The sequence below is a fragment of the Actinoplanes sp. NPDC089786 genome (assembly GCF_040684855.1).
GTDB lineage: Bacteria > Actinomycetota > Actinomycetes > Mycobacteriales > Micromonosporaceae > Actinoplanes.
Genome location: NZ_JBFBGU010000021.1, coordinates 124,325 through 145,644, shown reverse-complemented (window position 1 = coordinate 145,644; position 21,320 = coordinate 124,325). Strand labels below are relative to the sequence as shown.

Genomic DNA, 21,320 nt, shown 5'->3' with positions numbered 1-21,320 from the left:
ACGGTGCATCTTTCGTGATCTTGCGCCGAACGTCACAGTCGGGGAGATGACTACACGCTTGTGTAGGCTACACACCCGTGCAGTAGCCTACACACGTGAGTAGCCAGAACGGAGATCTGACGGCGCGGGCGCGCATCCGCGACGCGGCCATCGAGTTGTTCGCCGAACGGGGGGTCGGGCCGGCCACCATCCGCGACATCGCCGAGCGCGCCGGGGTGTCGTCCGGCCTGCTCCGGCACCACTTCGGGTCCAAGGACGGCCTGCGCGAGGCGTGCGACGAGTACGCGATGGCCAAGATGGCCGAGCTGCGGGAGCGGCTGCTCGGCCCGAACGGGATGATGGAGCCGGCCGTGCTGGCGGCCATGCACCCCACCGCGATGCTGCTCCAGTCCTATCTGGTGCGCTCGATGATGGACGGCACCTCGTCGGTCCTGTTCGACTCGGCGATGGAGTCCGGCCGCACCTGGCTGCACAACGCCGACTTCCACCCCTCCGATCCGGAGGGTTATCTCGCGGTGCTGATCGCCATGAAGATCGGCATCTTCCTGATGCGCGACCAGATCTCCGAGGTGCTCGGCGAAGACATGATGTCGCCGACCGGGCACCGCCGCATGCTGCGCGCGTCGGTCGAGATCTTCAGCCTGCCGATGCTCACCCCCGAGCAGGGGGAGCGGGCCCTCAAGGCATTGGATTCCCTGATCCCCACAGAGGAGCAGTCATGACCGAGGCCATCGACGCCGACGGACTGATCAAGCGATTCGGGCGGGCGAGCGCGCTCGACGGCCTGAATCTCCAGGTACGCACCGGGGAGGTGCACGGTTTCCTGGGCCCGAACGGCGCCGGCAAGACCACCACCATCCGGATCCTGCTCGGCCTGATGCGCCCCGACGGCGGCAGGGCGACGCTGCTCGGCGGTGATCCGTGGCGGGACGCGACCGCGCTGCACCGGCGGCTGGCGTACGTGCCGGGCGACGTCACCCTCTGGCCTACGCTCAGCGGCGGCGAGGTGATCGACCTGCTCGGGCGGCTGCGCGGCGGCCTCGACACCAAGCGCCGCGCCATGCTGCTGGAGCGCTTCGAGCTCGACCCGCGCAAGAAGGGCCGGGCCTACTCGAAGGGCAACCGGCAGAAGGTGGCGCTGGTCGCCGCCCTGTCGTCCGATGTGGAGCTGCTCATCCTGGACGAGCCCACCTCCGGCCTCGACCCGCTGATGGAAGAGGTCTTCCGCGAGGTGATCCGTGAGGAGAAACAGCGCGGCGACCGTACGGTGCTGCTGTCCAGCCACATCCTGTCCGAGGTCGAGGCGCTCTGCGACCGGGTGACGATCATCCGCGAGGGCCGGGCCGTCGAGACCGGGACGCTCGACCAGATGCGCCACCTGACCCGCACGTCGATCCGGGCCGAGCTGGCCGGCTCGCCGAACGGCCTGGCCACGCTGACCGGGGTGCACAACCTCAGCGTGGACGGCGTGCGGGTGGCCTTCGAGGTGGACACCGACGCCCTCGACCAGGCGCTGCGGGCGCTGGTCCAGGTCGGCGTGCGCAACCTGGTCAGCCAGCCGCCCACGCTCGAGGAGCTGTTCCTGCGGCAATACCAGAAGGCCGGGGCCTGACCATGACCGGAACCGGGAAACTGCTCCGGCTGATCCTGCGCCGGGACCGCTTCATCCTGCCGATCTGGGTGCTCGTCCTGGGCATCCTCCCGGCCGCCTACGTGACCACCATCGAGGGCCTGTTCAGCACCGACGCCGAGCGGCTCGACTACGCCCGGATCAGCCAGACCAACGCCGGCTTCGTGGCGCTCTACGGGCAGTTGCGCGGCGACAGCGTGGCCGAGATGGCCATCTGGCGGGCCGGGTTCGTGCCGGTGATGCTCGGCGTCGCCGTGGCGCTGATGCTCATCCGGCACACCCGCGCCGACGAGGAGGCCGGGCGGACCGAGCTGATCGGCGCCGGCGTGATCGGCCGGCGGGCGCCGCTGGCGGCCGCCCTGATCGCCACCATGGCGGCCGGCCTCGTGCTCGGCGTGATCGCCACCCTCGGCCTGATCGGCTCGGACCTGCCGGTCGCCGGGTCGGTCTGGGCCGGCGCCGAGATGACCCTCGCGGGATGGGCGTTCGCCGGGGTCGCGGCGATCGCGGCGCAGCTCACCGGCGGCGCGCGCAGCGCACGGTCGATCGCGGTCCTGGTCGTCGGCCTGGCCTTCGTGCTGCGGCTGGGCGGCGACCTCTCGGCGATGAGCGACGGGCCGCTGTCCTGGCTGTCCTGGCTGTCGCCGATCGGGTGGGCACAACACATCTATCCGTACGGCGCGGCCGACTGGTGGCCGGCGCTGCTGATGCTGCTGTTCGCGGCGGCCACCACGGCGGTCGGTGTGATCCTGCTCGGGCATCGGGACCTGGGCGCGGGGCTGTTCCCGGGCCGCCCGGGGCCGGCCACGGCGGCGCCGTCACTGCGTACCCCTCTCGCTCTGGCCTGGCGCCTGCACCGCGGCCTGCTGATCGGCTGGGCCTCGGCCTTCGCCGCGCTGGGCCTGGTCTTCGGCGCGGTCGGGCAGAGCGTGGCGGACATCGGCCAGGGCACCGCGATGGGTGACATCTTCGCCCGGATGGGCGGCAGCGACGTGATCGTGAGCAGCTACTTCGCGTCGATCGCGGGCATGGTCGGCATCCTCGCCGCGTGCTACGCCGTGCAGGCCACGCTGCGGATGCGCGACGAGGAGTCGGCCGGGCACGCCGAGATGGTGCTGACCTCGTCGTCGAGCAGGTGGAGCTGGGCCGCCGGCCACCTGGTCTTCTCGCTGCTCGGCCCGGCCGTGGTCCTGCTGCTGGAGGGCGTGGTGTCGGGCGCCGCGTACGCCGCGATCACCGGCGACAACCTGATGGGTGACGTGGTCGGCGGCACGGTGGCCGAGCTGCCCGCCGTCTGGGCCATCGCCGGCGTCGCGGCCCTGCTCTTCGGCCTGCTGCCGCGCTGGGCCGCGTTGTCCTGGGGCGCCCTGTCCGTCTGCCTGCTGATCCTGCTCGTCGGCGCGCCCCTCCAGCTCGACCAGTGGGTGCTCGACATCTCCCCGTTCACCCACATCCCGCATCTGCCGGGCGGCGACCTCACCTGGACACCGCTGGTCGTGCTGACCGTGGTCGCGGCGGCCCTCGTGGCGGCGGGCCTGACCACCCTGCGCCGGCGGGACATCCCGGCCTGACGCCCGCCCCGTAAGCAACCGCGGTTGACTGATCGAGGATTAGTCAACTACGGTTGCTTGCATGTCTGATCCCGCCGACGCGCTGGCCGCCGTGGCCGCGCTGCGCCGCCTCGCCGACCAGCTGGAGGACGCCGCCGTCGAACAGGCGATGCGTGCCGGCTGGGGCTGGCCGAGGGTTGCCGAGGCGCTGGGCGTCACGCGGCAGGCCGTCCACAAGAAACACCTCAAGCGACTCGTCGCCGCGGGTGTGACGCTGAGGAGGCGCTGACCATGTCCGGGTTCAAGCAGTACCTGACCGGGGTGATGGACCAGGCGGTGGCCGAGGCGCTCCGGGACCGGTCGGCCACCGTGGAGGCGCAACACCTGCTGCTGGTCATCCTGGCCGGCCTGGATCTGGCCGGGCTCGACGCCGACTCGTTCCGCGCCGCGCTCGACCGCGACTTCGAACACAGCCTCGGCGTGGCCGGCGTCGCGCTGTCCGCCTTCGACCTGTCCCCGGCCACGCCCGACCCGGCGCGCCGGCCCGGCCTCGGCAACTCGGTGCGCCTGGCCCTCGACCGGGCCATGCGGGCCGCCGGCGCCGGGGCGCCGCAACCCGATCACCTGCTGATCGGCATCCTGAGCGCCGAGGTCGGCCCGGTGCCACGGGCGCTCGCGCAGGCCGGTGTCGACCGCGAGGAACTGCTGGCCCGGCTGCGGGCGGCGGCGTGAACCCGATCGAGGTCACCGGCCTGCGCATGCGGTACGGCGCCCGGGAGGTGCTCGACGACGTGACCTTCCACGCGCGGCCGGGCGAGGTGCTGACCCTGCTCGGCCCCAACGGCGCGGGCAAGACCACCACGATCGAGATCCTCGAGGGCTTCCGTACGCGATCGGCCGGCGCCGCCACAGTTCTCGGGGTCGACCCGGCGCGTGGCGACGAACGGTGGCGCGCCCGCCTCGGCGTGGTGCTCCAGTCGTGGCGCGACCACGGCAAGTGGCGGGTCCGGGAGCTGCTGGCCCACCTCGGCGGCTACTACCCGGCGCCGATCCCGCCGGACGAGCTGCTCGCCCTGGTCGGGCTGACCGGCCAGGCCCGGGACCGGCTGCGGACCCTCTCCGGGGGCCAGCGCCGCCGGCTGGACGTCGCGATCGGGATCGTCGGCCGGCCCGAGGTGCTCTTCCTGGACGAGCCGACGGCCGGTTTCGACCCGGCGGCCCGGCGCGAGTTCCACGAGCTGGTCCGGCGGCTCGCCACCGAGAACCGGACGACCGTCCTGGTCACCACCCACGACCTGGCCGAGGCGGAGCGGCTGGCCGACCGCATCGTCATCCTCGACGGCGGCCGGGTCGTCGCCGAGGGCACGACCGGCGAGCTGACCCGGCGGATGGCCGGCCGGGACGAGGTGCGCTGGACCGTGGGCGGCGAACGCTTCCGCCGGTCGACCGACCGGTCCACCCCGTTCGTCCACGACCTGTTCCGCGAGCACGGTGACGACGTCGCCGACCTCGAGGTCCGCCGCGCGTCCCTGGAGGACGCCTATCTCGCCCTGGTGAGGTCGTCATGAGCTTGCGTCCGGGCCTGGTGCGGGGCCTGATCGAGCTGCGGCAGGCGTTCACCGGCGCCGAGCTGCTCGGCAACCTCTTCTGGCCGGTGGCGACGCTGGTGGCGGTGGTCTGGCTGGGCGACGCCACGGTCCTGCCCGGGACGCTGGGCATGTTCGTGACCTTCGGCATGCTGCTGATCGCCCAGAACCTCGGCGCCGACCGGGAGGACGGCACGCTGCTGCGGGCCAAGGCGATCCCGGACGGCGTACGCGGCTATCTGATCGGCAAGATCGTCACCGTGTCCGGGACCGTCCTGGCGTACCTGCTGATCCTGTTCGTCCCGGGTCGGCTGATCGTCGGCGGGCTGACCGTCCGATGGTCCATCGTGGCCTGGCTGCTGCCGCTCGGGCTGGTGGCCACCCAGGCCCTGGGCGCGGTCCTGGGTTCGCTGATCAGCAGTTCCCGCGGCGCCGGCCTGCTGTCGCTGCCGGTGCTGGGCCTGATCGCGATCTCTGGTGTCTTCGTGCCGATCGCCGTGTTCCCGGGCTGGCTGCAAGGGGTCGCGCAGGTCTTCCCGGTGTACTGGCTCGGCGAGGGGATGCGCGCGGCCATGCTGCCGGGCGGCGGCCGGCTCGCCGCGACCGCGGCGGTCCTGGGCGCCTGGTCGATCGCCGGCCTGGCGCTCGCGCCGGTCCTGCTGCGGCGGATGGCCCGCCGCGAGTCCGGTTCCCGGGTCGCCGCCCGCCGCGACCGGGTGCTCCAGCGGGTCGGTTGACCGAGGTCGGCGGCGGTGGAGCGGCTAAGAGAGATAGCCGCAAGATAAGGAAAGCGGCACCGGCGAGATGCGGAATATTTCCCTTTCAGATGCGGAAGAATGTACCCTCTGAATGTGGAAGGATCTCTCACTGGTATTTCTCCACGCCAGCTCACGGCGGTACTGGCTCGCCGCCTGACCGAGGAACCGGCCCTGGTCCTCAACGGCCCCCGCACCGTCGGCAAGAGCACCCTGTTGCATGCCCTCGCCGATCAGCTGGGACGCCCCGTCATCGACTGCGACGATCCCGCCACCCGAGCCGCGGTTCGCGCCGATCCCGGCCGCTTCGTCAGCGGTCCCGGCCCGATCCTGATCGATGAGTACCAGCATGTTCCGGTCCTGCTGAGCGCGATCAAGGCCGAGTTGAACCAGGACCTCAGTCCAGGACGCTTCGTCCTGGCCGGATCGACGCGGTACTCGACCCTTCCGGAAGCAGGACAGGTTTTGACCGGCCGGGTCGACATCCTGGAGGTGCTGCCCCTGACGCAAGCGGAGATCGACGGGGCAACCGCCGGCTTCATGGTCAGCAGGCTGCTCGACGGCGCTGATGTTCCGCTCGACCGGGCGCCGTCCACGACATCACGCGGCGAGTACGCCCGGCGGGTCACCTCCGGCGGTATGCCCGTCGCCCTACGGCGGCCACCGGGCCGGTCCCGATCGCGCTGGTTCGCGAACTACCTTGATCTTGTCATCGAGCGCGATGTGCTGGAGCTGAGCCGGGTACGTCAGCGAGAGATGCTCCCGCGGCTACTCCGTGTCCTGGCCGCCCGATCCGGTCAGGTCTTGAACATCGCCGGCAGCGCCTCGACGGTCGGGATGGAGAAGTCCAGCGCCGAGAACTATTTGAAACTCCTCGAGGCCGTCTTCCTCGTCCAGCGACTACCGGCCTGGGGAACGACCTTGGGCTCCAGGGTGGCCCGTCAGCCGAAGGTCCATCTCGTCGACTCAGGCATCATGGCGTGGCTTCTCGGTCTAACCCCGGAGAAGATCGCCACGAATGATCCGGCCGCCTTGACGGAGTACGGCCATCTGGTGGAGACGTTCGCCGTCGGCGAGATCCTGCGGCAGGTGTCCTGGTCGGACGCGCCGGTCACGGTCGGCCATTTTCGAACGTCGGAGGCCCAGGAGGTCGATCTGGTGCTCGAGCGCGATGACGGGACGGTCTTTGCGTTCGAGATCAAAGCCGGCACTCGCGTCGACAAGTCCGACCTGGCCGGCATCCGGGCGCTACGCGCCCGAGTCGGTGAGCGTCTTGCGGCGGCCGTCGTGTTGTACACCGGCGCGTTGACGTTTCGATTCGACGACGGCACGGTCGTGCTTCCCCTGGACGCACTCTGGTCGGAGCCGTCATGACGGACGCTGCCGAGGCGCTGCACGGCTGGTCGGCTGAGCCGGTCAGCCGAGGGCGGCGGCCTTCTTCAGCAGCACGGAACGTTCGCGGGCGTTGCCGCACAGGCGGGCGGCCAGCTCGAGTTCGGCGCGGGCCTCGGCCGGCCGGCCGAGCCGGATGAGCAGTTCGCCGCGTACGGTCGGCAGCAGATGCGATCCGACCAACTGGTCGGTAACAAGAAGGTCGTCCACCATGGACAGCGCCCGTTCGGGGGCGCCGGCCATGGCCAGGGCGACGGCGCGGTTGAGTTCCACGATCGGCGACGGCGCGATCCGGCCCAGCGCCTCGTAGAGCAGGACGACGCGTTCCCAGTCGGTCTCCGCCACCGAGGTCGCCCTCGCGTGGCAGGCGGCGATCGCGGCCTGGAGCCCGTACACGCCGAGGCCTTTCTTCCCGGCGCGCTCGAGCGCCGCGAGGCCGCGCCTGATCGCCGACCGATCCCATCGCCGCCGGTCCTGGTCCTCCAGCAGGATCGGTTCGCCGGCCGGCCCGGTCCGCGCCGGGAACCGCGCGGCGGTGAGCTCGCACAGGGCCAGCAGCCCGGCCACCTCGGGTTCACCGGGCAGCAGCGCGGCCAGCATGCGGGCCAGCCGGATCGCCTCGGCCGCGAGGTCGGTACGCATCAGGTCGTCGCCGCTGGTCGCGGTCGAGCCCTCGGTGAAGATCACGTAGAGCACGCTGAGCACGCCGCCGAGCCGCTCACCGCGCTGGTCGGCCGGTGGCAGCTCGAACGGCACCCGGGCCGCGGCGATGGTCTTCTTGGCCCGGGTGATCCGCGCCTGGATGGTCGGCACCGGCACCAGGAAGGCCCGGGCGATCTCCTCGCTGCCCAGGCCGCCGACCGCCCGCAGGGTGAGCGCCACCCGCGCCTCGGCCGACAGCACCGGGTGGCAGGCGATGAACATCAGCGCGAGCACGTCGTCGTCGATCCGGTCCGGGTCCCACGGCGGCTCGTCGGGCGATTCGCCGGGCGTCAGCAGGGCGTACTTCTCGTCCTGCACGGACCGCCGGCGGAAGGCGTCGATGGCCCGGCGCCGGCCGGTGGCCAGCAGCCACCCGACCGGGTGGTCCGGCGTGCCGTCGCGGGTCCAGCCGGTCAGCGCCTCGGCCAGCGCCTCCTGGGCGACATCCTCGGCCAACGCGAAGTCGCCGGTGTAGCGGGCCAGCGCGCCGACGATCCGGGCCGACTCCATCCGCCAGACCGCCTCGACGGTCCGCCGGACGGAGCCGGACGACGACATCAGACCTGGCCCGTACGCTCGCGCCAGGCCTTCTCCTTGAGGACCCACTCGCTGTCCTGCGGGAACTCGTCGATCCCCGGCACCCGGCGGATCTCCAGCTTGGAGCCCGGCACCATCATCGGCATCCGGAGGCCCCACTCGATCGCCTCCTCCTGGGAGGCGACCTCGATGATGTAGAAGCCGCCGAACAGCTCCTTGGTCTCGCCGTAGGGCCCGTCGGTCACCACCGGCTTTTCGCCGGCGAAGTCGATCACCACGCCCTTGGCCGCGTCTTCCATCCCCTCGGCCGCGATGAGCACGCCGGCGTTGATCAGCTCCTCGTTGTAGCGGCCCATGGTCGAGAGCATCTCGTCGAAGGTCACCGTCTCGGACACCGTCGCCCAGGCCTCGTCGGTGGCCCGCATGATCAGCATGTACTTCGCCATGATGGTTCCTCCTCGTCCGTCGGGCCTTCTGGCCCATTCACCCACAGGTCGAACGGCGCCCGGCCCGGATCGACAACGGCCCGGGAAAACTTCTACGACGTCCGGCGCTGGGGCAGCGAGTGTTCCTCGTGGTCGAGTTCGCGCTCCAGTACGCGCAGCCCCTCGTCGTTGAGCCGGCCGGCGTCGCGCCAGCGCAGCAGCTCCTCGCGCTGGGCGTCGATCACCGCCCGGCGCACCATCAGCGCCGCCTCGTACTGCGGCGACTCCGGCACCTCGTCGGAGTCGGCCTTCTCCAGCAGGTCGAGCCGCCGCCGGTAGCGCTGGAGGCGCATCTCCAGCTGGGCCCGCATGTTCCCGATGGCGTGGTCCTCGACGTGGTCGTGCTGCTGGAGCTGGATCTCCTCGAGCCGGTCGAGCGCCGCCTGCACCGACGCCGACCGGGCGACGTTGCGCTCCCGGGCCTGGTCGTTGCGGTTGGCCCGCAGGCCCAGCCGGCGGACCAGCGGACCGAAGGTCAGGCCCTGCCCGATCAGCGTCACCAGCACCACCACGAACGCGCAGAAGTGCAGCAGCTCACGATCGGGGAAGCCGGCCGGCAGCGTGAAGATCGCCGCCAGCGTGATCACGCCGCGGGTGCCGGCCCAGCTCATCGCGGTCGACTCCTTGGAGGTCAGCGGCTGGTTGCGGCGCAGGGCGAGGTCTTGATCGGTCTCGCTGCCGGTGGTGTTCAGGTCTTCACCGCCGAGCCGGGCGTGCATCGAGCGGGGCAGCAGCTGGGTCACCAGCAGCCAGATCGGGCGCAGCAGCAGCACCACACCGAGCGTGATGGCCAGCGCGATCACGATCGTCGAGGTCTGGTATTTGGACAGTTCGGCCAGGACGGCCGGCAGCTGGATGCCGATCAGGAGGAAGACCACGCCCTCCAGCAGGAAGTCGATCAGCCGCCAGACCGCGCCGGTCTGCAGGCGGCTGGCGCCGGTGGCGTACCTCGGCGCGTCGTGCCCGATGATCAGGCCGGCCACCACCACGGCCAGCACGCCGGAGACGTGCACCCGCTCGGCCAGCAGGTAGGCCGCGAACGGGGTGGCCAGGGACAGCGCGTTGGCGGTCAGCGGGTCGGTGCGCAGCGGGCGGAGCAGCCGGACCACCCGGGCGACCAGGTAGCCCGCCACCACCCCGCCGGCCGCCGACAGCACGAACACGCCGACGGCGTTGGTGAAGGTGAAGTTCTCGCCGGTCGCGGCGTCCAACGCCACGGTCAGGATGGTCAGCGCGGTCGCGTCGTTCAGCAGCCCCTCGCCCTGGATCAGGGTGACCAGGTTGCTCGGCAGGCCGGCCTTGCGTCCGACGGCCAGCGCCGCCACCGGGTCGGGCGGCGCCACGGCCGCGCCCAGCGCCACCCCGGCGGCCAGCGTGGCGCCGGTCACCCAGAGCGAGAAACCGGCCCCGACCAGCAGCGACGTGACGATGACGAGGCCGACCGAGAGGCTGATCACGGTGCGCATGTTGCGCCGGATGTCGATCAGCGAGGAGTCCAGCGCCGCGTTGTAGAGCAACGGCGGCAGCAGGAACGTCAGGATCACCTCGGGATTGATGTCGACGTTCGGGCCGGGCAGGTACGCATATCCGATGCCGACCAGGGTCAGCACCGCCGCGGCGGGCAGGCCGCTGCGTTCGCTGAACCAGCGGACGACGATCACCACCGCGATGGCGGCCAGCACGAACAGCAGGAACTCCTCGGCGTGATGCACTCGGCCATTCTTCCGGAACATGATGACGATCTAAAAACTTGACACCCTGAGTGTCACTGTGACACTTTCAGTGTCATGATGAGCGGAGCCGAAGGCCTGTACGAGATGCTCCGCCACGTGCGGCCGCTCCATCAGTGGTCGGCCAAGGTGGTCGCCGACGCGCTGGCCGAACATGACGTGAGCATGCCGATGCGGGCGGTGCTCGAGCGGCTGGCCGACGGGCCGCAGACCGTTCCCCAGGTGGCCCGGTCGCTGTGGCTGCCCCGGCAGGTGGTGCAGCGGCTGGCCGACGCGGCGGCCGGGCTGGGCTTCCTGCGGTTCGCCGACAACCCGGCCCACCGGCGGTCCCGGCTGGCCGAGCTGACCCCGGCCGGGCGGCGGGTGTTCGCCGAGATCCACGACCGCGAGCTGGACGAGCTGCGCGAGCTGGCCGATCGGCTCGACCCGGCCGACATCGCGGCGGCCGTACGCGTGCTGGCCGCCCTGACCACGCACGCACGTGAGGTGGCGCGGCGAGCCGGTAACGACGACGGCTGGTCGGCGCCCGGGCCGCGCCCAGGAGAGGAGATCCGATGATCCACTACGAGGAGGCGGGCAGCGGGCCGGCCGTGGTGTTCCTGCACGGCGGGGCGCTCGATCGGCGCGAGTGGGACGACCAGATGGTGCTGGCCGACCGGTTCCGCGTGATCCGGGTCGACGCCCGCGGGCACGGCTTGTCGGAGACGCCGATGACGCCGTTCCGGCAGTGCGACGACATCGCGGAACTGCTGGGCCGGCTCGGGATCGAGAAGGCCGCCCTGGTCGGCCTGTCGATGGGCGCCGGTGCGGCGACCGACACCGCGCTGGAATACCCGCACCTGGTGTCACATCTGGTGGTTTGCGGCGCCGGCACCAACGAGCCGGTCTTCGTCGACCCGTGGATGTTGGACATCCAGCGGCAGATGGCCGAGGCGCAGGCCCGGCTCGACGCGCCGGCCTGGATCAACCTGTCGCTCAAGCAGGGCGTGATCGGCCCTTATCGCGATAAAGCCGATGAAGCGGTCGAGGCGCGATGTCGCGAGATGATCACCGACACGGTGAACAACCACGTGAAGCCGGGCATGACCACGCCCGACCACGTGCAGGGCTCGTGGGAACGACTCCACGAGATCAACATTCCCGCCCTAGGCGTGATCGGCAGTCTGGACGCGCCCGATCATCATGCGATGGTCGAGCGTTTCACTAAGAATGTCCGAAACGCCAGGAAGCACGAAATCGGCGGAGCGGCCCATGTGGTGAACATGGACCGCCCCGCCGAGTTCAACGACCTGCTGGCTCAGTACCTGTAGTGGTCCGGCTTGAACGGACCCTCGATGGCGATGCCCAGGTATTCGGCCTGCTTCTTGGTCAGCGTGGTCAGCCGCACGCCCAGGGCGTCGAGGTGCAGCCGGGCCACCTTCTCGTCCAGGTGCTTGGGCAGCACGTAGACCTGCTTGGCGTACTCGTCGGGCTTGGTCCACAGCTCGATCTGGGCCATCACCTGGTTGGTGAAGGAGTTGCTCATCACGAACGACGGGTGGCCGGTGGCGTTGCCCAGGTTCATCAGGCGGCCCTCGGAGAGCACGATCACCGAGTGGCCGTCCGGGAAGCGCCACTCGTGCACCTGCGGCTTGATCTCGATCTTCTCGATGCCCGGGACCTTGGCCAGCCCGGCCATGTCGATCTCGTCGTCGAAGTGGCCGACGTTGCCGACGATCGCGTTGTGCTTCATCCGGCCCAGGTCGTCGGCGGTGATGATGTCGGTGCCGCCGGTCGTGGTGATGAAGATGTCGGCCTCGGCGATGACGTCCTCGAGGCGGACCACCTGCATGCCGTCCATCGCCGCCTGGAGCGCGCAGATCGGGTCGATCTCGGTGACCACGACGCGGGCGCCCTGGCCCCGCAGCGTCTCGGCCGAGCCCTTGCCGACGTCGCCGTAGCCGCAGACCACGGCCAGCTTGCCACCCAGCATCACGTCGGTGGCCCGGTTCAGGCCGTCGACCAGCGAGTGCCGGATGCCGTACTTGTTGTCGAACTTGCTCTTGGTGACCGCGTCGTTGACGTTGATCGCCGGGAACAGCAGCTCGCCGTCCTTGGCCAGCCGGTAGAGCCGGGCCACGCCGGTGGTGGTCTCCTCGGTCACGCCGCGGATCTCGGCGGCGACCCGGGTGAACAGCTGCGGGTCCTTGGCCAGGGTGCCGCGCAGGGTCTCGAGGATGATCCGGTATTCGTGGTTGTCGTCCTCGGTGGCCTGCGGCACCGCGCCGGCCCGCTCGAACTCGACGCCCTTGTGCACCAGCAGGGTGGCGTCACCACCGTCGTCGAGGATCATGTTCGGGCCGCGGCCGGCGCCGAAGTCGAACAGCTGCTCGGTGCACCACCAGTACTCCTCCAGCGTCTCGCCCTTCCAGGCGTAGACCGGGGTGCCGGTGGGCGCGTCGACGGTGCCGGCGCCGACCACGATCGCGGCGGCCGCCTCGTCCTGGGTGGAGAAGATGTTGCAGGACACCCAGCGCACCTCGGCGCCGAGCGCGACCAGCGTCTCGATCAGGACGGCGGTCTGCACGGTCATGTGCAGCGAACCGGCGATGCGCGCGCCCCGCAGCGGCTGTGAGCCGGCGTACTCGTCGCGGATGGAGATCAGGCCGGGCATCTCGTGCTCGGCCAGCCGGATCTGGTGGCGGCCGGCCTCGGCCAGGCTGAGGTCGGCGACCGCGAACTCGAGGCCGTTGACGGACTGCAGCTTGTCGGACGTGAAGTCGGACATGAAGAAGGCACCCCCTGGAGCCAGGAGGCGCCCTTGCGGATTCGTCGGCTCGGCCGAGCGTGGCGGAGAGCATCTCCGTCGCAGCGCCTCTCGACCGGCCCGACCATTTTAACCCCAACGTCAAACCCGTCGCAGGTACGCCGGACACAAAGTCCCGCCCTCTCGGCGGCCCAGGCGGGTGGCCAGGCCGTTCCCCGCCATCCGGCTGTCTTGCCACGAGAGCGCCGCTGACGCGGCGCCCAGCCGGCCGCGCGAGCGCCGCCGACGCCGCGCCCGGCGTCAGTCGTTGAACGGGCCGTCCGGGGTCACGACGTTGCCCTTGGCCAGGTCGCAGTAGGGGCTGAGCTCGACCTTGGCCAGGTCGGCGGCGGCCGGGACCATGGTGCCGTCGAGCAGCGCGCTGGCCGCGCCGGCCGAGCCCGATCCGCCCGCCTTGCACATCCGGTCGTCGTAGTGGCCGTCGAAGCCGCCCCCGACGATCTTGCCGGTGGTGTCGCGCCAGACCACGCCGACACCGCGCATGACGAGGTCGGCGCAGTTGGCCGTGGCGGCGGTGAACCTCACCTCGTCGCGGGTGGCGTTCTCGATCTTCGTGGTGATCGGGGCCAGGCCGTCGGCGCCGTCGCCGGCCGGCAACCAGCCGGTGACCACGGGCGTGAGGGAGACCTTGGTCACCTTGCCGACGTTCTCCGGCTTGATGGCCAGCGTGAAGCCAACCGACACCGCGGCGCCGGGCAGGATCATCGGCACCTCGAGGATCTGATATCTCGGCTGCGGCGCGAACACCAGGCTCGGCCCGGAGGCGCCGGTCGCGTCGATGAAGACGCGGGTCCGCCAGGCCACCCGGTCGGTGGTGTTCCGCAGGAGGGCGCCGACCGAGAGGTAGGGCTTGCGCTCCGGCGCCGGGGAGAAGCCCTGCTCGGCCACCGTGAGGCCGGCGGTCGCCGTGGACGAGGCGGTGAGGACCGGCGGCGACCCGGCCGGGGCGGTGGCCAGGGCACACGTGGGGGCGGCGTCGTTCCCGTCGCTGTTCGCGCGGACGACGGTGACCACGACGGCCGTCACCACGGCCACCCCGATCACTCCGGCGACCACGCCGAAAACGGACCTCCGCACCGGGCGAGCCTCCTATGGCTGGTCGTTGCCGTAGTACTTGTTGGACAGTGCGGCCAGCCGGGTGAACTGGTCGCGGATCAGCGCGCCGGCCGCCTGCCCGGCCGCGGCGATGAACTGCTGCTCGTCGAGGGTACGGGTGGTGCCTGGGCGAATCGTCACGGTCCAGTTCCGGAGGCCGACGGCCCGCACCCGGACCCGGCCGTCCTCGGACGCGCCGTGCGCCTCGATGGCGTCTCGCTCGGCCCGCCAGTCGCGCTCGCGCTCGGTGACCGGCGGGCCCTCGCCGGTCGAGTAGTCGCCGGTCACGTCGCTGTAGATGCGTTCGTACTCGCGGGTGCGGGCGACCCACAGCAGGCTGGCCACCGCGGCCAGCCGGCGCCCCAGGTCATCGTCGTCGCACTGGCGGTAGTAGTCGTTGTGGAAGGTCAGCGTCAGCTGGTCGCGGTCGTACAGCTCGGCCGTGAGCGACCCGTCCGGCGCGGTCGCGCGTACGCGCATCGTCTCGACCCGGTCGGCCAGTTCACCCATCGCCGGTCACCCCAGGGCCGTGCCGAGACCGGCGGTCTCGTCGCGGATGGTCGCCGGGGTCGCGTCGGCCAGCGCCGGCCGCGGGGCGATGAACAGGTCGGAGCTACCCGCGACGGCGGACAGCCCGGCGTTCAGCGACTCGAGGATCTTGTTCTCGGCCGCGATGACCTGGCCGATCAGCTCGGTGATGGCGCCCTGGACGGCGTTCACGATCGCCATCGCGTTCTTGCCGCTGAACGGCAGCTCCTTCTTGTCCCCGAACGGGATGGCCCCGGCCGAGGCCGAGACCTCGCCCAGCACGGTGAGCGTGAGCGACAGGCCGCCGGTGGTGACGAAGCCGCCGACCGCCCCGATCGAACCGGCCACGGTCAGCAGGAAGGCCAGGTCTTTCGGGTTGCAGTCGAGCATCGCGTCGAGCGCGGCCTGCGCCTTGTGGGCGATGTCGTCGATGCTGGCCCGGGCCGCCCGCCACACGCCGGCCTCGGCCTCGGCGGCGCCCTTGAGGATCATGATCAGCAGGAACTGGTTGGCGGTGATCCCCGGCCACTTGGACAGGAAGTTGTCCCGGAAGTTGACCGCGGCGGCCCCGAACCAGGGCTCGACCAGGTTCTTCACGTCGTCCATCCGGCCCAGGTCGGGGTTGGCCGCCATCTCGGTGCCGCCCTTGCCCTGCCCGGCGTTGAGCCAGTGGGCGACCTCGGTCGCGAGGCGTTCGCTCAGGCGGTCGAACCCGGCCGGGTCGGCCGTCTTGATGAACGGGTCGAACATCGCGGCCACCCCGGCGAACCGCCCGGCCGTGATGTCGACGACGGTCTGCACCTGCTCGTCGGTCATGCTGGAGTCGTAGACGCGGCCCTTGTCGTAGCCGAAGCCACGCTGCCGCAGATCCATGATGATCGCCGACTGCTGGATCTTGGCGGCGTGGTCGCCCAGCTGCTCCCAGCTCACGACGGCACCGGCGGCACGTGGTTCTCGGCGTCCAGCGTCTCGCGGATGCCCTTGAACGCCGTTCGCGAGCCCTCGTCGGTCGCGGCGTACTCCAGAGCGGCCATCACCAGGGCGTCGCCGGTGTCCTGCATGTTCTGCTGTGTCTCCTTGAGCAGCCCGACGACCTGGTCGCGCAGCTCGTCGAAGGCGCCCTTGGCCGGGCCCAGGCTGCCGCCGACGCGTGGGTCGCGCGCGAAGATGCCGTCGCCGGCCTGGGTGCCCAGCAGACTCGTGGCGGCCCCGCCGAACTGGTCGGCCAGCACCTTCACCTTGAACCGACCGGCGTTGTACAGGTTGGCGGCGTCGACACCGAGCGCCTCGCCCGAATGCGGCATGACCCGTCCCTCCCCCCGTCAGGAAGGACCGAATGTAGCAGTCGCATCCGGGCTTTTCGATCCCGTGCGTCAGCCGGCCGCCCGGCGATTGCGCTGGTCATGCACGGCCTTGGTGAAGGTCGCCGGGTCCCAGCGCTCGCTCAGGGCCTGCCGCATCAGCTCGGCCTGGGTCGGCGGGGCCAGCCCGCCGATCGGCTGGTCGCGGTCGAGGTTGGTCGGGAACGCGTACCCCTCGGCCGAGGCTGCGACCACGTGGTCGGTGCTGCCCTCGTACCCCAGCAGAACGGGGTAGAGCGCCTCGCACATGGCCGTGCGGTCGACGGTCTCCATGGCGCGGCCGAAGGCGGAGCTGATCTGCAGCAGGTTGGCCATCCGTCGGACGTCGGCCGAGCGGTTGGTGCCGGCGCCGTGGAAGAGCGCCGGGTTGAAGAACGCCGCGTCGCCCTTGGTCAGCGGCAACTGCACGTGGTGCGCGTCGAAGTAGGCGGTGAAGCCGGGCTGGTGGAAGGCGAGGTAGCCCGGCGGATACTTCTGCGAGTGCGGCAGGTAGAGGGTCGGCCCGGTCTCCACCGGCATGTCCACGTGCGCCACCGCGCCCTGCAGCGTGAGCACCGGCGAGAGCAGGTGGACGTGGGCCGGGAACCTCGACGCCTGAGCGCCGGACATGAACCCGAGGTGGTAGTCGCGGTGGGCGACCTGGGCCTGGCCGCCCGGATTGACCACGTTGACCTGGGAGGTGATCTGGTAGCCGGCGCCCAGCCAGGCGGCCGAGATCAGCGCCAGCGTCGGATTGTCGTAGTAGGCGGCGAAGGCCTCGGGGTCACGCAGGGCGAACTTGTCGAGGGCGCCCCAGACCCGGTCGTTGGCGCCGGGCTTGGCGAAGTGGTCGCCACCGACCACGCCGGCGCGGTGCTGGTCGGCGATCAGGCCGGCGAAGACCTCGGTGGCGCGGTCGACCACGTCGGTCGCGAACGCGCCCCGGAACACCACGATGCCGGGGCCGTCCATCAGCGCCCGGGCCAGCTCGGCGCGTACCTCGGTGGTGTCCGGCAGGTCGCCGGGATAGATCAGGACGTTCTGCGCCACGTCGATGGCATCCGGGAAGTCGGACCTCTGCGTCGGCTGCTCGACGATCGCCCGGAAGTCTTCCAGACGACAGTCGGCGGCCGTGAACCAGCTTGTCATGGGTCTCACGCTAGGCCCGGCCGTACCTCAGGAAGAGGTTGAGAAGACCTCAAAAAACCATCATTGTGTACGCCATCCGCAGCCTCGCCACCGCCCTATGATCGGACTGAAGGCAGCCATGCCCCACCCGTACCGGATCCGCGAGATCGCCGCCCAGGCCGGCCTGAGCCCGGCCACCGTCGACCGCGTCCTGCACGAGCGCGGCGGGGTCCGGGCCAGCACCGTCCGCGAGGTGCGTCAGGCCATCGCCGACCTCGACCGGCAGCAGTCCCAGGTCCGGCTGGGCGGCCGGACGATCATGCTGGACGTGGTGGTGCAGGCGCCGCCCCGGTTCACCGCCGCGGTCCGGGTCGCGCTGGAGGCCGAGTTGCCGTCGTTGCGCCCGGCCACCATCCGGTCCCGTTTCCACCTGCTCGACTCGCCGGCCGTCGCCGACCTGGTCGCGGTGCTGGAGAAGGTGGCCCGCACCAAGTCGGACGGGGTGATCCTGAAGGCGCCGGAGACGCCCGAGATCATCGCCGCGGTGGCCGGGTCGCCGGTGCCGGTGGTCACCTTCGTCACCGACCTGCCGGGCAGCAAGCGGGCGGCGTACGTGGGCATCGACAACCGCGCGGCCGGCGCGACCGCGGCGTACCTGGTGGAGCAGTGGCTGGCCGACCGCGCCGGTGACGTGCTGGTGGTGCGCGGGCACGGGTCGTTCCGCGGCGAGGACGAGCGGGAGATGGGCTTCCGGGCCGAGATGCGGCTGCGGTCGCCGGGCCGGCGGATCGTCGAGGTGGTCGACGAGGAGGACAAGGCGGACGCGGTGCACTACAGCATCCGCGAGCTGCTGGCGACCAGCCCGTCGGTGCGCGCGGTCTACTCGCTCTACGCCGGGGCGGGCGGCAACACGGCGGTGGTGGACGCCTTCGACGCCGAGCGCCGCCGCTACGACGTCTTCGTGGCGCACGACCTGGACGGCGAGAACACCGCGCTGCTGCGGGACCGCCGGCTCTCCGCGGTGCTGCACCATGACCTGCGGGCGGACATGCGTCAGGCCTGCCTGGCGGTGTTGCACGCGCGCGGCGTACTCGAGGGGCGGCCGCACCCCGCGCCCAGCGCGATCCAGGTGATCACCCCGCACAACGAACCGCTGGCCAGATTTTCTTGAGCAGGCTGTCCGGTTCGGCCGGGGCCGTTCGTCATCGGCATGAAAACCCAAGACGAGAGGGGTACGCAGTGAAGTTCATGATGTTCGTCTGCACCGACACCGAGCCGGAGACGTCGGAGGCCGGAGTGCCGGCCATCGAGCAGTGGGTGGCCGACACCTACGACAAGGGCAGGGCGGTCATGGGTGAGCGGCTCGCCCCGGCCACCACGGCGACCACGGTCCGCGTGCGGGGCGGTGAGCTGCTGCTGACCGACGGCCCGTTCGCCGAGACGACCGAGGTCATCTGCGGCTTCGACATCCTCGAGTGCGCCGACCTGGACGAGGCCATCGAGATCGCCCGCAGCCACCCGATGGCCTACCACGGGCGCCTGGAGCTGCGCGCCTTCGACCCGTTGAACCTGTGAAGGACGCCCTCGCCGCCGCGGCGCAGGAGTCGTACGGCCGGATCGTCGCCACGCTGATCCGGGTGACCGGCGACTGGGACCTGGCCGAGGACTGCGCCCAGGAGGCCCTCGCCACGGCCCTGGAGAAGTGGCCGGGCGAGGGCGTCCCGGCCAACCCCGGCGGCTGGCTGATGACGGTGGCCCGCAACCGAGCGATCGACGTGCTGCGGCGGGCCACCGTGGAACAGCGGAAGCTCCGTGAGGTCCTGCTGCTGTCCGCCGAGGCGAAGGAGTCGGAAGAGTGGGACGACGACCGGCTGCGGCTGATCTTCACCTGCTGCCACCCGGCGCTGTCGCTGGAGGCCCGGGTGGCACTGACGCTGCGGACCGTGTGCGGGGTGCCGACCGGGGAGATAGCGCGCGTCTTCCTGGTCGCCGAGCCGACCATGACCCGCAGGTTGACCAGGGCGAAGACCAAGATCTCGACGGCGAACATCCCGTACCGGGTGCCGTCCGGTCCGGCCCTGTCCGAGCGGCTGCCCGGGGTGCTGGCGGTGATCTACCTGCTGTTCACACGGGGCTACACCAACGACGGCGAACCGGCCTTCGCCGACGAGGCGATCCGGCTGGCCCGGCTGCTCCGGCGGCTGATGCCCGACCAGCCCGAGGCCGCCGGCCTGCTGGCGCTGTGCCTGCTCCAGCACTCGCGGCGGCGGGCCCGCCGGGACGCCGCGGGCCACCTGCTGACCCTCGACCAGCAGGACCGCACCCTCTGGGACCACGAGGCGATCGCGTCGGGCCTGGCGCTGCTGCCCACCGCCGGGCGCGGCGCCTATGCCACACAGGCCCACATCGCCGCCGAACACACCCGGTCCCCGGCCGACTGGCCCGCGATCGCCGGCTGGTACGACCATCTGGTGGCGCTCCAGCCCACCCCGGTGGTGCGGCTGAACCGGGCGGTCGCGCACGGGTTCGCGTACGGGCCCGCACGGGGTCTTGATCTGCTGGCCGAGGCCCGTGCGGGCGGTGCGCTGGACGGCTACGCCCCGGCCTCCGCGGCCGAGGCCGAACTGACCGCCCGCCTGGGCGACCGGATCCGGGCCGAGCTGCTGTTCCGGACGGCCGCCGACGAGACGACATCGCCCGCCGAGCGACACGCGCTGCTGGGCCGGGCCACCGAGATGGAGGACGCATGACCACCCCGACAGTGGAATTCGACGGCCGGTTCAGCGAGCCGGACGCCACGGCGGTGCCCTGGGCCGACGTCGACGAGATCCTGCTCGGCACGAAGATGTTCTGGCTCTCCACGGTGCGGCGGGACGGGCGGCCCCATGTCACGCCGGTCCCGATGATCTGGGACGACGGGCAGCTGCACTTCACCGTCGGCCTCGGCGAACAGAAGATGGTCAACCTGACCGCCAGTCCGGCGGTGGCCATCACCACCGGCACGCCGTCGCTCACCTCGGGCACCGACGTGGTGACCGAGGGCACCGCGGTCCGGGTCACCGACCACGACCGGCTGGTCGAGCTGGCCGACCTGTGGCGGTCCCGCCTCGACTGGGACTACGAGGTGGACGGCGACGCCTACCACCACCAGGGCGGCACGGCGCACGTCTTCGGGGTCAGCCCGGCCAAGGTGCTGGCGTTCGGCAAGTCGCCGTACTCCCAGACGCGCTACCGGTTCTGAAGGGCTCGCAGGGCGTCCGCGCTGCGGCGTACATCGGCCATCGGTCCTTCACCGATCGGCGCCTCGGTCAGGATGGTGTCCTGTTCGAGCACCCACCAGCCGTCGTAGCCGGCGCCGGTGAGCGCGGCGGCGACCGCGGCGAAGTCCACGTCGCCGTCGCCGATCGGGCGGTACAGGTTCGCGCGCACCGCGTCGGTGTAGGTGAGCTCGCCGGCCTGCACCCGCTTGGCCAGGCCATGATCGACGTCCTTGGCGTGCACGTGGGCGATCCGGCCGGCGGCGTGCCCGGCCAGCGTCGCCGGGTCGGTCCCGCCGATCAGCACGTGGCCGGTGTCCAGGCAGAGGGGGATGCGTGAGCCCTCGAGGACGCGCTCGATCTCCGGGCCGGTCTCGATCATCGTGCCGACGTGCGGGTGCAGCACCGCGGTGATGCCTCGCGCCGTGGCTTCGTCGTGGAGGCGATCGAGGCTCCTCAGCAGGCGCCGCCACCCGGCCGGGTCGAGGTCGGGGCGTTCGTCGTACCCGTCCCGGCCGGTCGCCGCCGCGAGCACCAGGACGTCGCCGGTGAAGTCGGGGAACTCCGGCTCGTCGTGCAGCACCAGGGGGACGAAGCCGCCCAACGCCTCGAGCTGGTGCTCGGCCAGCAGCGGGGCGGGATCGGCCGGGAGGAAGCCGTCGGGGCCGTACTCGGTCGCGGTCAGGCCGACCTCGCGCATCTCGCGCAGCACCCGCTCGGGGAAGAGCTGGTAGCCCCAGCCGGGCACCTCGCAGACGCCCCAGGAGATCGGGGCTCCGGCGATTCTCACGGCTTCACC

At 71.3% G+C, this 21,320-nt stretch carries 24 protein-coding genes and 1 riboswitch; of the genes, 14 read left to right on the top strand and 10 right to left on the bottom strand.

Annotation, left to right across the window (positions count from 1 at the left end; genetic code table 11):
* Window positions 1–95 precede the first annotated feature (95 nt).
* The 8 genes from AB0O15_RS38380 to AB0O15_RS38345 all read left to right on the top strand — a co-directional run bounded on the left by AB0O15_RS38380 (window position 96) and on the right by AB0O15_RS38345 (window position 6,895).
* Entirely contained in the window at window positions 96–722 is a 627-nt protein-coding gene (locus tag AB0O15_RS38380) for a helix-turn-helix domain-containing protein (protein WP_364329691.1), read from the top strand.
* The gene (locus AB0O15_RS38375) at window positions 719–1,612 is read left to right on the top strand and encodes an ABC transporter ATP-binding protein (protein ID WP_364329688.1); all 894 of its coding nucleotides are present in this window, start codon (window positions 719–721) and stop codon (window positions 1,610–1,612) included. Before AB0O15_RS38380 ends, AB0O15_RS38375 begins: the two co-directional genes overlap by 4 nt.
* A gap of 2 nt (window positions 1,613–1,614) precedes the next feature.
* Window positions 1,615–3,201: an ABC transporter permease gene (locus tag AB0O15_RS38370; protein ID WP_364329685.1), complete on the top strand. Its 1,587-nt coding sequence runs from the start codon at window positions 1,615–1,617 to the stop codon at window positions 3,199–3,201.
* A gap of 61 nt (window positions 3,202–3,262) precedes the next feature.
* On the top strand, window positions 3,263–3,469 hold the full coding sequence (locus AB0O15_RS38365) for a hypothetical protein (protein WP_364329682.1): 207 nt from the start codon (window positions 3,263–3,265) through the stop codon (window positions 3,467–3,469).
* Window positions 3,470–3,471: 2 nt separating this feature from the next.
* On the top strand, window positions 3,472–3,912 hold the full coding sequence (locus AB0O15_RS38360; protein ID WP_364329680.1) for a Clp protease N-terminal domain-containing protein: 441 nt from the start codon (window positions 3,472–3,474) through the stop codon (window positions 3,910–3,912).
* Between the two features lie 26 nt (window positions 3,913–3,938).
* Window positions 3,939–4,748: an ABC transporter ATP-binding protein gene (locus tag AB0O15_RS38355; RefSeq protein WP_364329777.1), complete on the top strand. Its 810-nt coding sequence runs from the start codon at window positions 3,939–3,941 to the stop codon at window positions 4,746–4,748.
* Window positions 4,745–5,503, top strand: coding sequence for an ABC transporter permease (locus AB0O15_RS38350; protein WP_364329677.1), 759 nt, complete (start codon window positions 4,745–4,747; stop codon window positions 5,501–5,503). The genes AB0O15_RS38355 and AB0O15_RS38350 overlap by 4 nt, the downstream gene beginning before the upstream one ends.
* 114 nt (window positions 5,504–5,617) lie before the next feature.
* Window positions 5,618–6,895, top strand: coding sequence for an ATP-binding protein (locus tag AB0O15_RS38345; RefSeq protein ID WP_364329674.1), 1,278 nt, complete (start codon window positions 5,618–5,620; stop codon window positions 6,893–6,895).
* 42 nt (window positions 6,896–6,937) lie between these two features.
* Here AB0O15_RS38345 and AB0O15_RS38340 read toward each other — a convergent pair whose 3' ends face one another.
* The 3 genes from AB0O15_RS38340 to AB0O15_RS38330 form a co-directional block, all read right to left on the bottom strand.
* Window positions 6,938–8,173: a DUF6596 domain-containing protein gene (locus AB0O15_RS38340; protein ID WP_364329671.1), complete on the bottom strand. Its 1,236-nt coding sequence runs from the start codon at window positions 8,171–8,173 to the stop codon at window positions 6,938–6,940.
* A complete protein-coding gene (locus AB0O15_RS38335; RefSeq protein WP_364329668.1) occupies window positions 8,173–8,598 on the bottom strand; it encodes a YciI family protein in 426 nt (141 codons plus the stop codon). The genes AB0O15_RS38340 and AB0O15_RS38335 overlap by 1 nt, the downstream gene beginning before the upstream one ends.
* A 92-nt stretch (window positions 8,599–8,690) precedes the next feature.
* Window positions 8,691–10,370, bottom strand: a complete 1,680-nt coding sequence (locus AB0O15_RS38330; RefSeq protein WP_364329665.1) for a Na+/H+ antiporter — start codon at window positions 10,368–10,370, stop codon at window positions 8,691–8,693.
* A 54-nt stretch (window positions 10,371–10,424) separates the two neighbouring features.
* Here AB0O15_RS38330 and AB0O15_RS38325 point away from each other — a divergent pair, with 54 nt between their 5' ends.
* Window positions 10,425–10,925, top strand: coding sequence for a hypothetical protein (locus tag AB0O15_RS38325; protein ID WP_364329662.1), 501 nt, complete (start codon window positions 10,425–10,427; stop codon window positions 10,923–10,925).
* A gap of 35 nt (window positions 10,926–10,960) precedes the next feature.
* Window positions 10,961–11,677 carry an alpha/beta hydrolase gene (locus AB0O15_RS38320; protein WP_364329659.1) on the top strand — a complete coding sequence of 239 codons (717 nt, stop codon included), beginning with the start codon at window positions 10,961–10,963 and terminating at the stop codon, window positions 11,675–11,677.
* Here the strand turns inward: AB0O15_RS38320 and ahcY are convergent.
* The 6 genes from ahcY to AB0O15_RS38290 all read right to left on the bottom strand — a co-directional run bounded on the left by ahcY (window position 11,665) and on the right by AB0O15_RS38290 (window position 17,285).
* Window positions 11,665–13,134 carry an adenosylhomocysteinase gene (ahcY, locus tag AB0O15_RS38315; protein WP_364329656.1) on the bottom strand — a complete coding sequence of 490 codons (1,470 nt, stop codon included), beginning with the start codon at window positions 13,132–13,134 and terminating at the stop codon, window positions 11,665–11,667. The genes AB0O15_RS38320 and ahcY overlap by 13 nt on opposite strands.
* 18 nt (window positions 13,135–13,152) lie before the next feature.
* A riboswitch (S-adenosyl-L-homocysteine riboswitch) is annotated at window positions 13,153–13,232 on the bottom strand.
* A 181-nt stretch (window positions 13,233–13,413) separates the two neighbouring features.
* On the bottom strand, window positions 13,414–14,250 hold the full coding sequence (locus AB0O15_RS38310; RefSeq protein WP_364329653.1) for a hypothetical protein: 837 nt from the start codon (window positions 14,248–14,250) through the stop codon (window positions 13,414–13,416).
* A 12-nt stretch (window positions 14,251–14,262) separates the two neighbouring features.
* Window positions 14,263–14,778 carry a hypothetical protein gene (locus AB0O15_RS38305; RefSeq protein WP_364329650.1) on the bottom strand — a complete coding sequence of 172 codons (516 nt, stop codon included), beginning with the start codon at window positions 14,776–14,778 and terminating at the stop codon, window positions 14,263–14,265.
* A 6-nt stretch (window positions 14,779–14,784) separates the two neighbouring features.
* A complete protein-coding gene (locus tag AB0O15_RS38300) occupies window positions 14,785–15,726 on the bottom strand; it encodes a hypothetical protein (protein ID WP_364329648.1) in 942 nt (313 codons plus the stop codon).
* Window positions 15,723–16,100 carry a hypothetical protein gene (locus tag AB0O15_RS38295; protein ID WP_364329646.1) on the bottom strand — a complete coding sequence of 126 codons (378 nt, stop codon included), beginning with the start codon at window positions 16,098–16,100 and terminating at the stop codon, window positions 15,723–15,725. The genes AB0O15_RS38300 and AB0O15_RS38295 overlap by 4 nt, the downstream gene beginning before the upstream one ends.
* A gap of 69 nt (window positions 16,101–16,169) precedes the next feature.
* Window positions 16,170–17,285 (bottom strand): phytanoyl-CoA dioxygenase family protein, encoded by a 1,116-nt coding sequence (locus AB0O15_RS38290; RefSeq protein ID WP_364329644.1) that lies wholly within the window; start codon window positions 17,283–17,285, stop codon window positions 16,170–16,172.
* 118 nt (window positions 17,286–17,403) lie between these two features.
* Here AB0O15_RS38290 and AB0O15_RS38285 point away from each other — a divergent pair, with 118 nt between their 5' ends.
* The 4 genes from AB0O15_RS38285 to AB0O15_RS38270 all read left to right on the top strand — a co-directional run bounded on the left by AB0O15_RS38285 (window position 17,404) and on the right by AB0O15_RS38270 (window position 20,505).
* Window positions 17,404–18,435 carry a LacI family DNA-binding transcriptional regulator gene (locus tag AB0O15_RS38285; RefSeq protein ID WP_364329642.1) on the top strand — a complete coding sequence of 344 codons (1,032 nt, stop codon included), beginning with the start codon at window positions 17,404–17,406 and terminating at the stop codon, window positions 18,433–18,435.
* Window positions 18,436–18,512: 77 nt separating this feature from the next.
* Window positions 18,513–18,839, top strand: a complete 327-nt coding sequence (locus tag AB0O15_RS38280) for a YciI family protein (RefSeq protein ID WP_364329774.1) — start codon at window positions 18,513–18,515, stop codon at window positions 18,837–18,839.
* Window positions 18,836–20,014, top strand: a complete 1,179-nt coding sequence (locus AB0O15_RS38275) for a sigma-70 family RNA polymerase sigma factor (protein ID WP_364329640.1) — start codon at window positions 18,836–18,838, stop codon at window positions 20,012–20,014. Before AB0O15_RS38280 ends, AB0O15_RS38275 begins: the two co-directional genes overlap by 4 nt.
* Window positions 20,011–20,505 carry a pyridoxamine 5'-phosphate oxidase family protein gene (locus AB0O15_RS38270; protein WP_364329638.1) on the top strand — a complete coding sequence of 165 codons (495 nt, stop codon included), beginning with the start codon at window positions 20,011–20,013 and terminating at the stop codon, window positions 20,503–20,505. The genes AB0O15_RS38275 and AB0O15_RS38270 overlap by 4 nt, the downstream gene beginning before the upstream one ends.
* On the opposite strand, the gene AB0O15_RS38265 is transcribed toward AB0O15_RS38270, so the two are convergent.
* The gene (locus AB0O15_RS38265) at window positions 20,493–21,311 is read right to left on the bottom strand and encodes a TIM barrel protein (protein WP_364329636.1); all 819 of its coding nucleotides are present in this window, start codon (window positions 21,309–21,311) and stop codon (window positions 20,493–20,495) included. The genes AB0O15_RS38270 and AB0O15_RS38265 overlap by 13 nt on opposite strands.
* Window positions 21,312–21,320 lie beyond the last annotated feature (9 nt).

Coding starts and splice junctions, on each gene's coding strand:
- AB0O15_RS38280 (WP_364329774.1), top strand. CDS start 18,513: ATGATGTTCGTCTGCACCGACACCGAGCCGGAGACGTCGGAGGCCGGA.
- AB0O15_RS38335 (WP_364329668.1), bottom strand. CDS start 8,598: ATGGCGAAGTACATGCTGATCATGCGGGCCACCGACGAGGCCTGGGCG.
- AB0O15_RS38365 (WP_364329682.1), top strand. CDS start 3,263: ATGTCTGATCCCGCCGACGCGCTGGCCGCCGTGGCCGCGCTGCGCCGC.
- AB0O15_RS38305 (WP_364329650.1), bottom strand. CDS start 14,778: ATGGGTGAACTGGCCGACCGGGTCGAGACGATGCGCGTACGCGCGACC.
- AB0O15_RS38290 (WP_364329644.1), bottom strand. CDS start 17,285: ATGACAAGCTGGTTCACGGCCGCCGACTGTCGTCTGGAAGACTTCCGG.
- AB0O15_RS38370 (WP_364329685.1), top strand. CDS start 1,615: ATGACCGGAACCGGGAAACTGCTCCGGCTGATCCTGCGCCGGGACCGC.
- AB0O15_RS38295 (WP_364329646.1), bottom strand. CDS start 16,100: ATGCCGCATTCGGGCGAGGCGCTCGGTGTCGACGCCGCCAACCTGTAC.
- AB0O15_RS38340 (WP_364329671.1), bottom strand. CDS start 8,173: ATGTCGTCGTCCGGCTCCGTCCGGCGGACCGTCGAGGCGGTCTGGCGG.
- ahcY (WP_364329656.1), bottom strand. CDS start 13,134: ATGTCCGACTTCACGTCCGACAAGCTGCAGTCCGTCAACGGCCTCGAG.
- AB0O15_RS38325 (WP_364329662.1), top strand. CDS start 10,425: ATGATGAGCGGAGCCGAAGGCCTGTACGAGATGCTCCGCCACGTGCGG.
- AB0O15_RS38375 (WP_364329688.1), top strand. CDS start 719: ATGACCGAGGCCATCGACGCCGACGGACTGATCAAGCGATTCGGGCGG.
- AB0O15_RS38330 (WP_364329665.1), bottom strand. CDS start 10,370: ATGTTCCGGAAGAATGGCCGAGTGCATCACGCCGAGGAGTTCCTGCTG.
- AB0O15_RS38270 (WP_364329638.1), top strand. CDS start 20,011: ATGACCACCCCGACAGTGGAATTCGACGGCCGGTTCAGCGAGCCGGAC.
- AB0O15_RS38350 (WP_364329677.1), top strand. CDS start 4,745: ATGAGCTTGCGTCCGGGCCTGGTGCGGGGCCTGATCGAGCTGCGGCAG.
- AB0O15_RS38355 (WP_364329777.1), top strand. CDS start 3,939: ATGCGGTACGGCGCCCGGGAGGTGCTCGACGACGTGACCTTCCACGCG.
- AB0O15_RS38285 (WP_364329642.1), top strand. CDS start 17,404: ATGCCCCACCCGTACCGGATCCGCGAGATCGCCGCCCAGGCCGGCCTG.
- AB0O15_RS38360 (WP_364329680.1), top strand. CDS start 3,472: ATGTCCGGGTTCAAGCAGTACCTGACCGGGGTGATGGACCAGGCGGTG.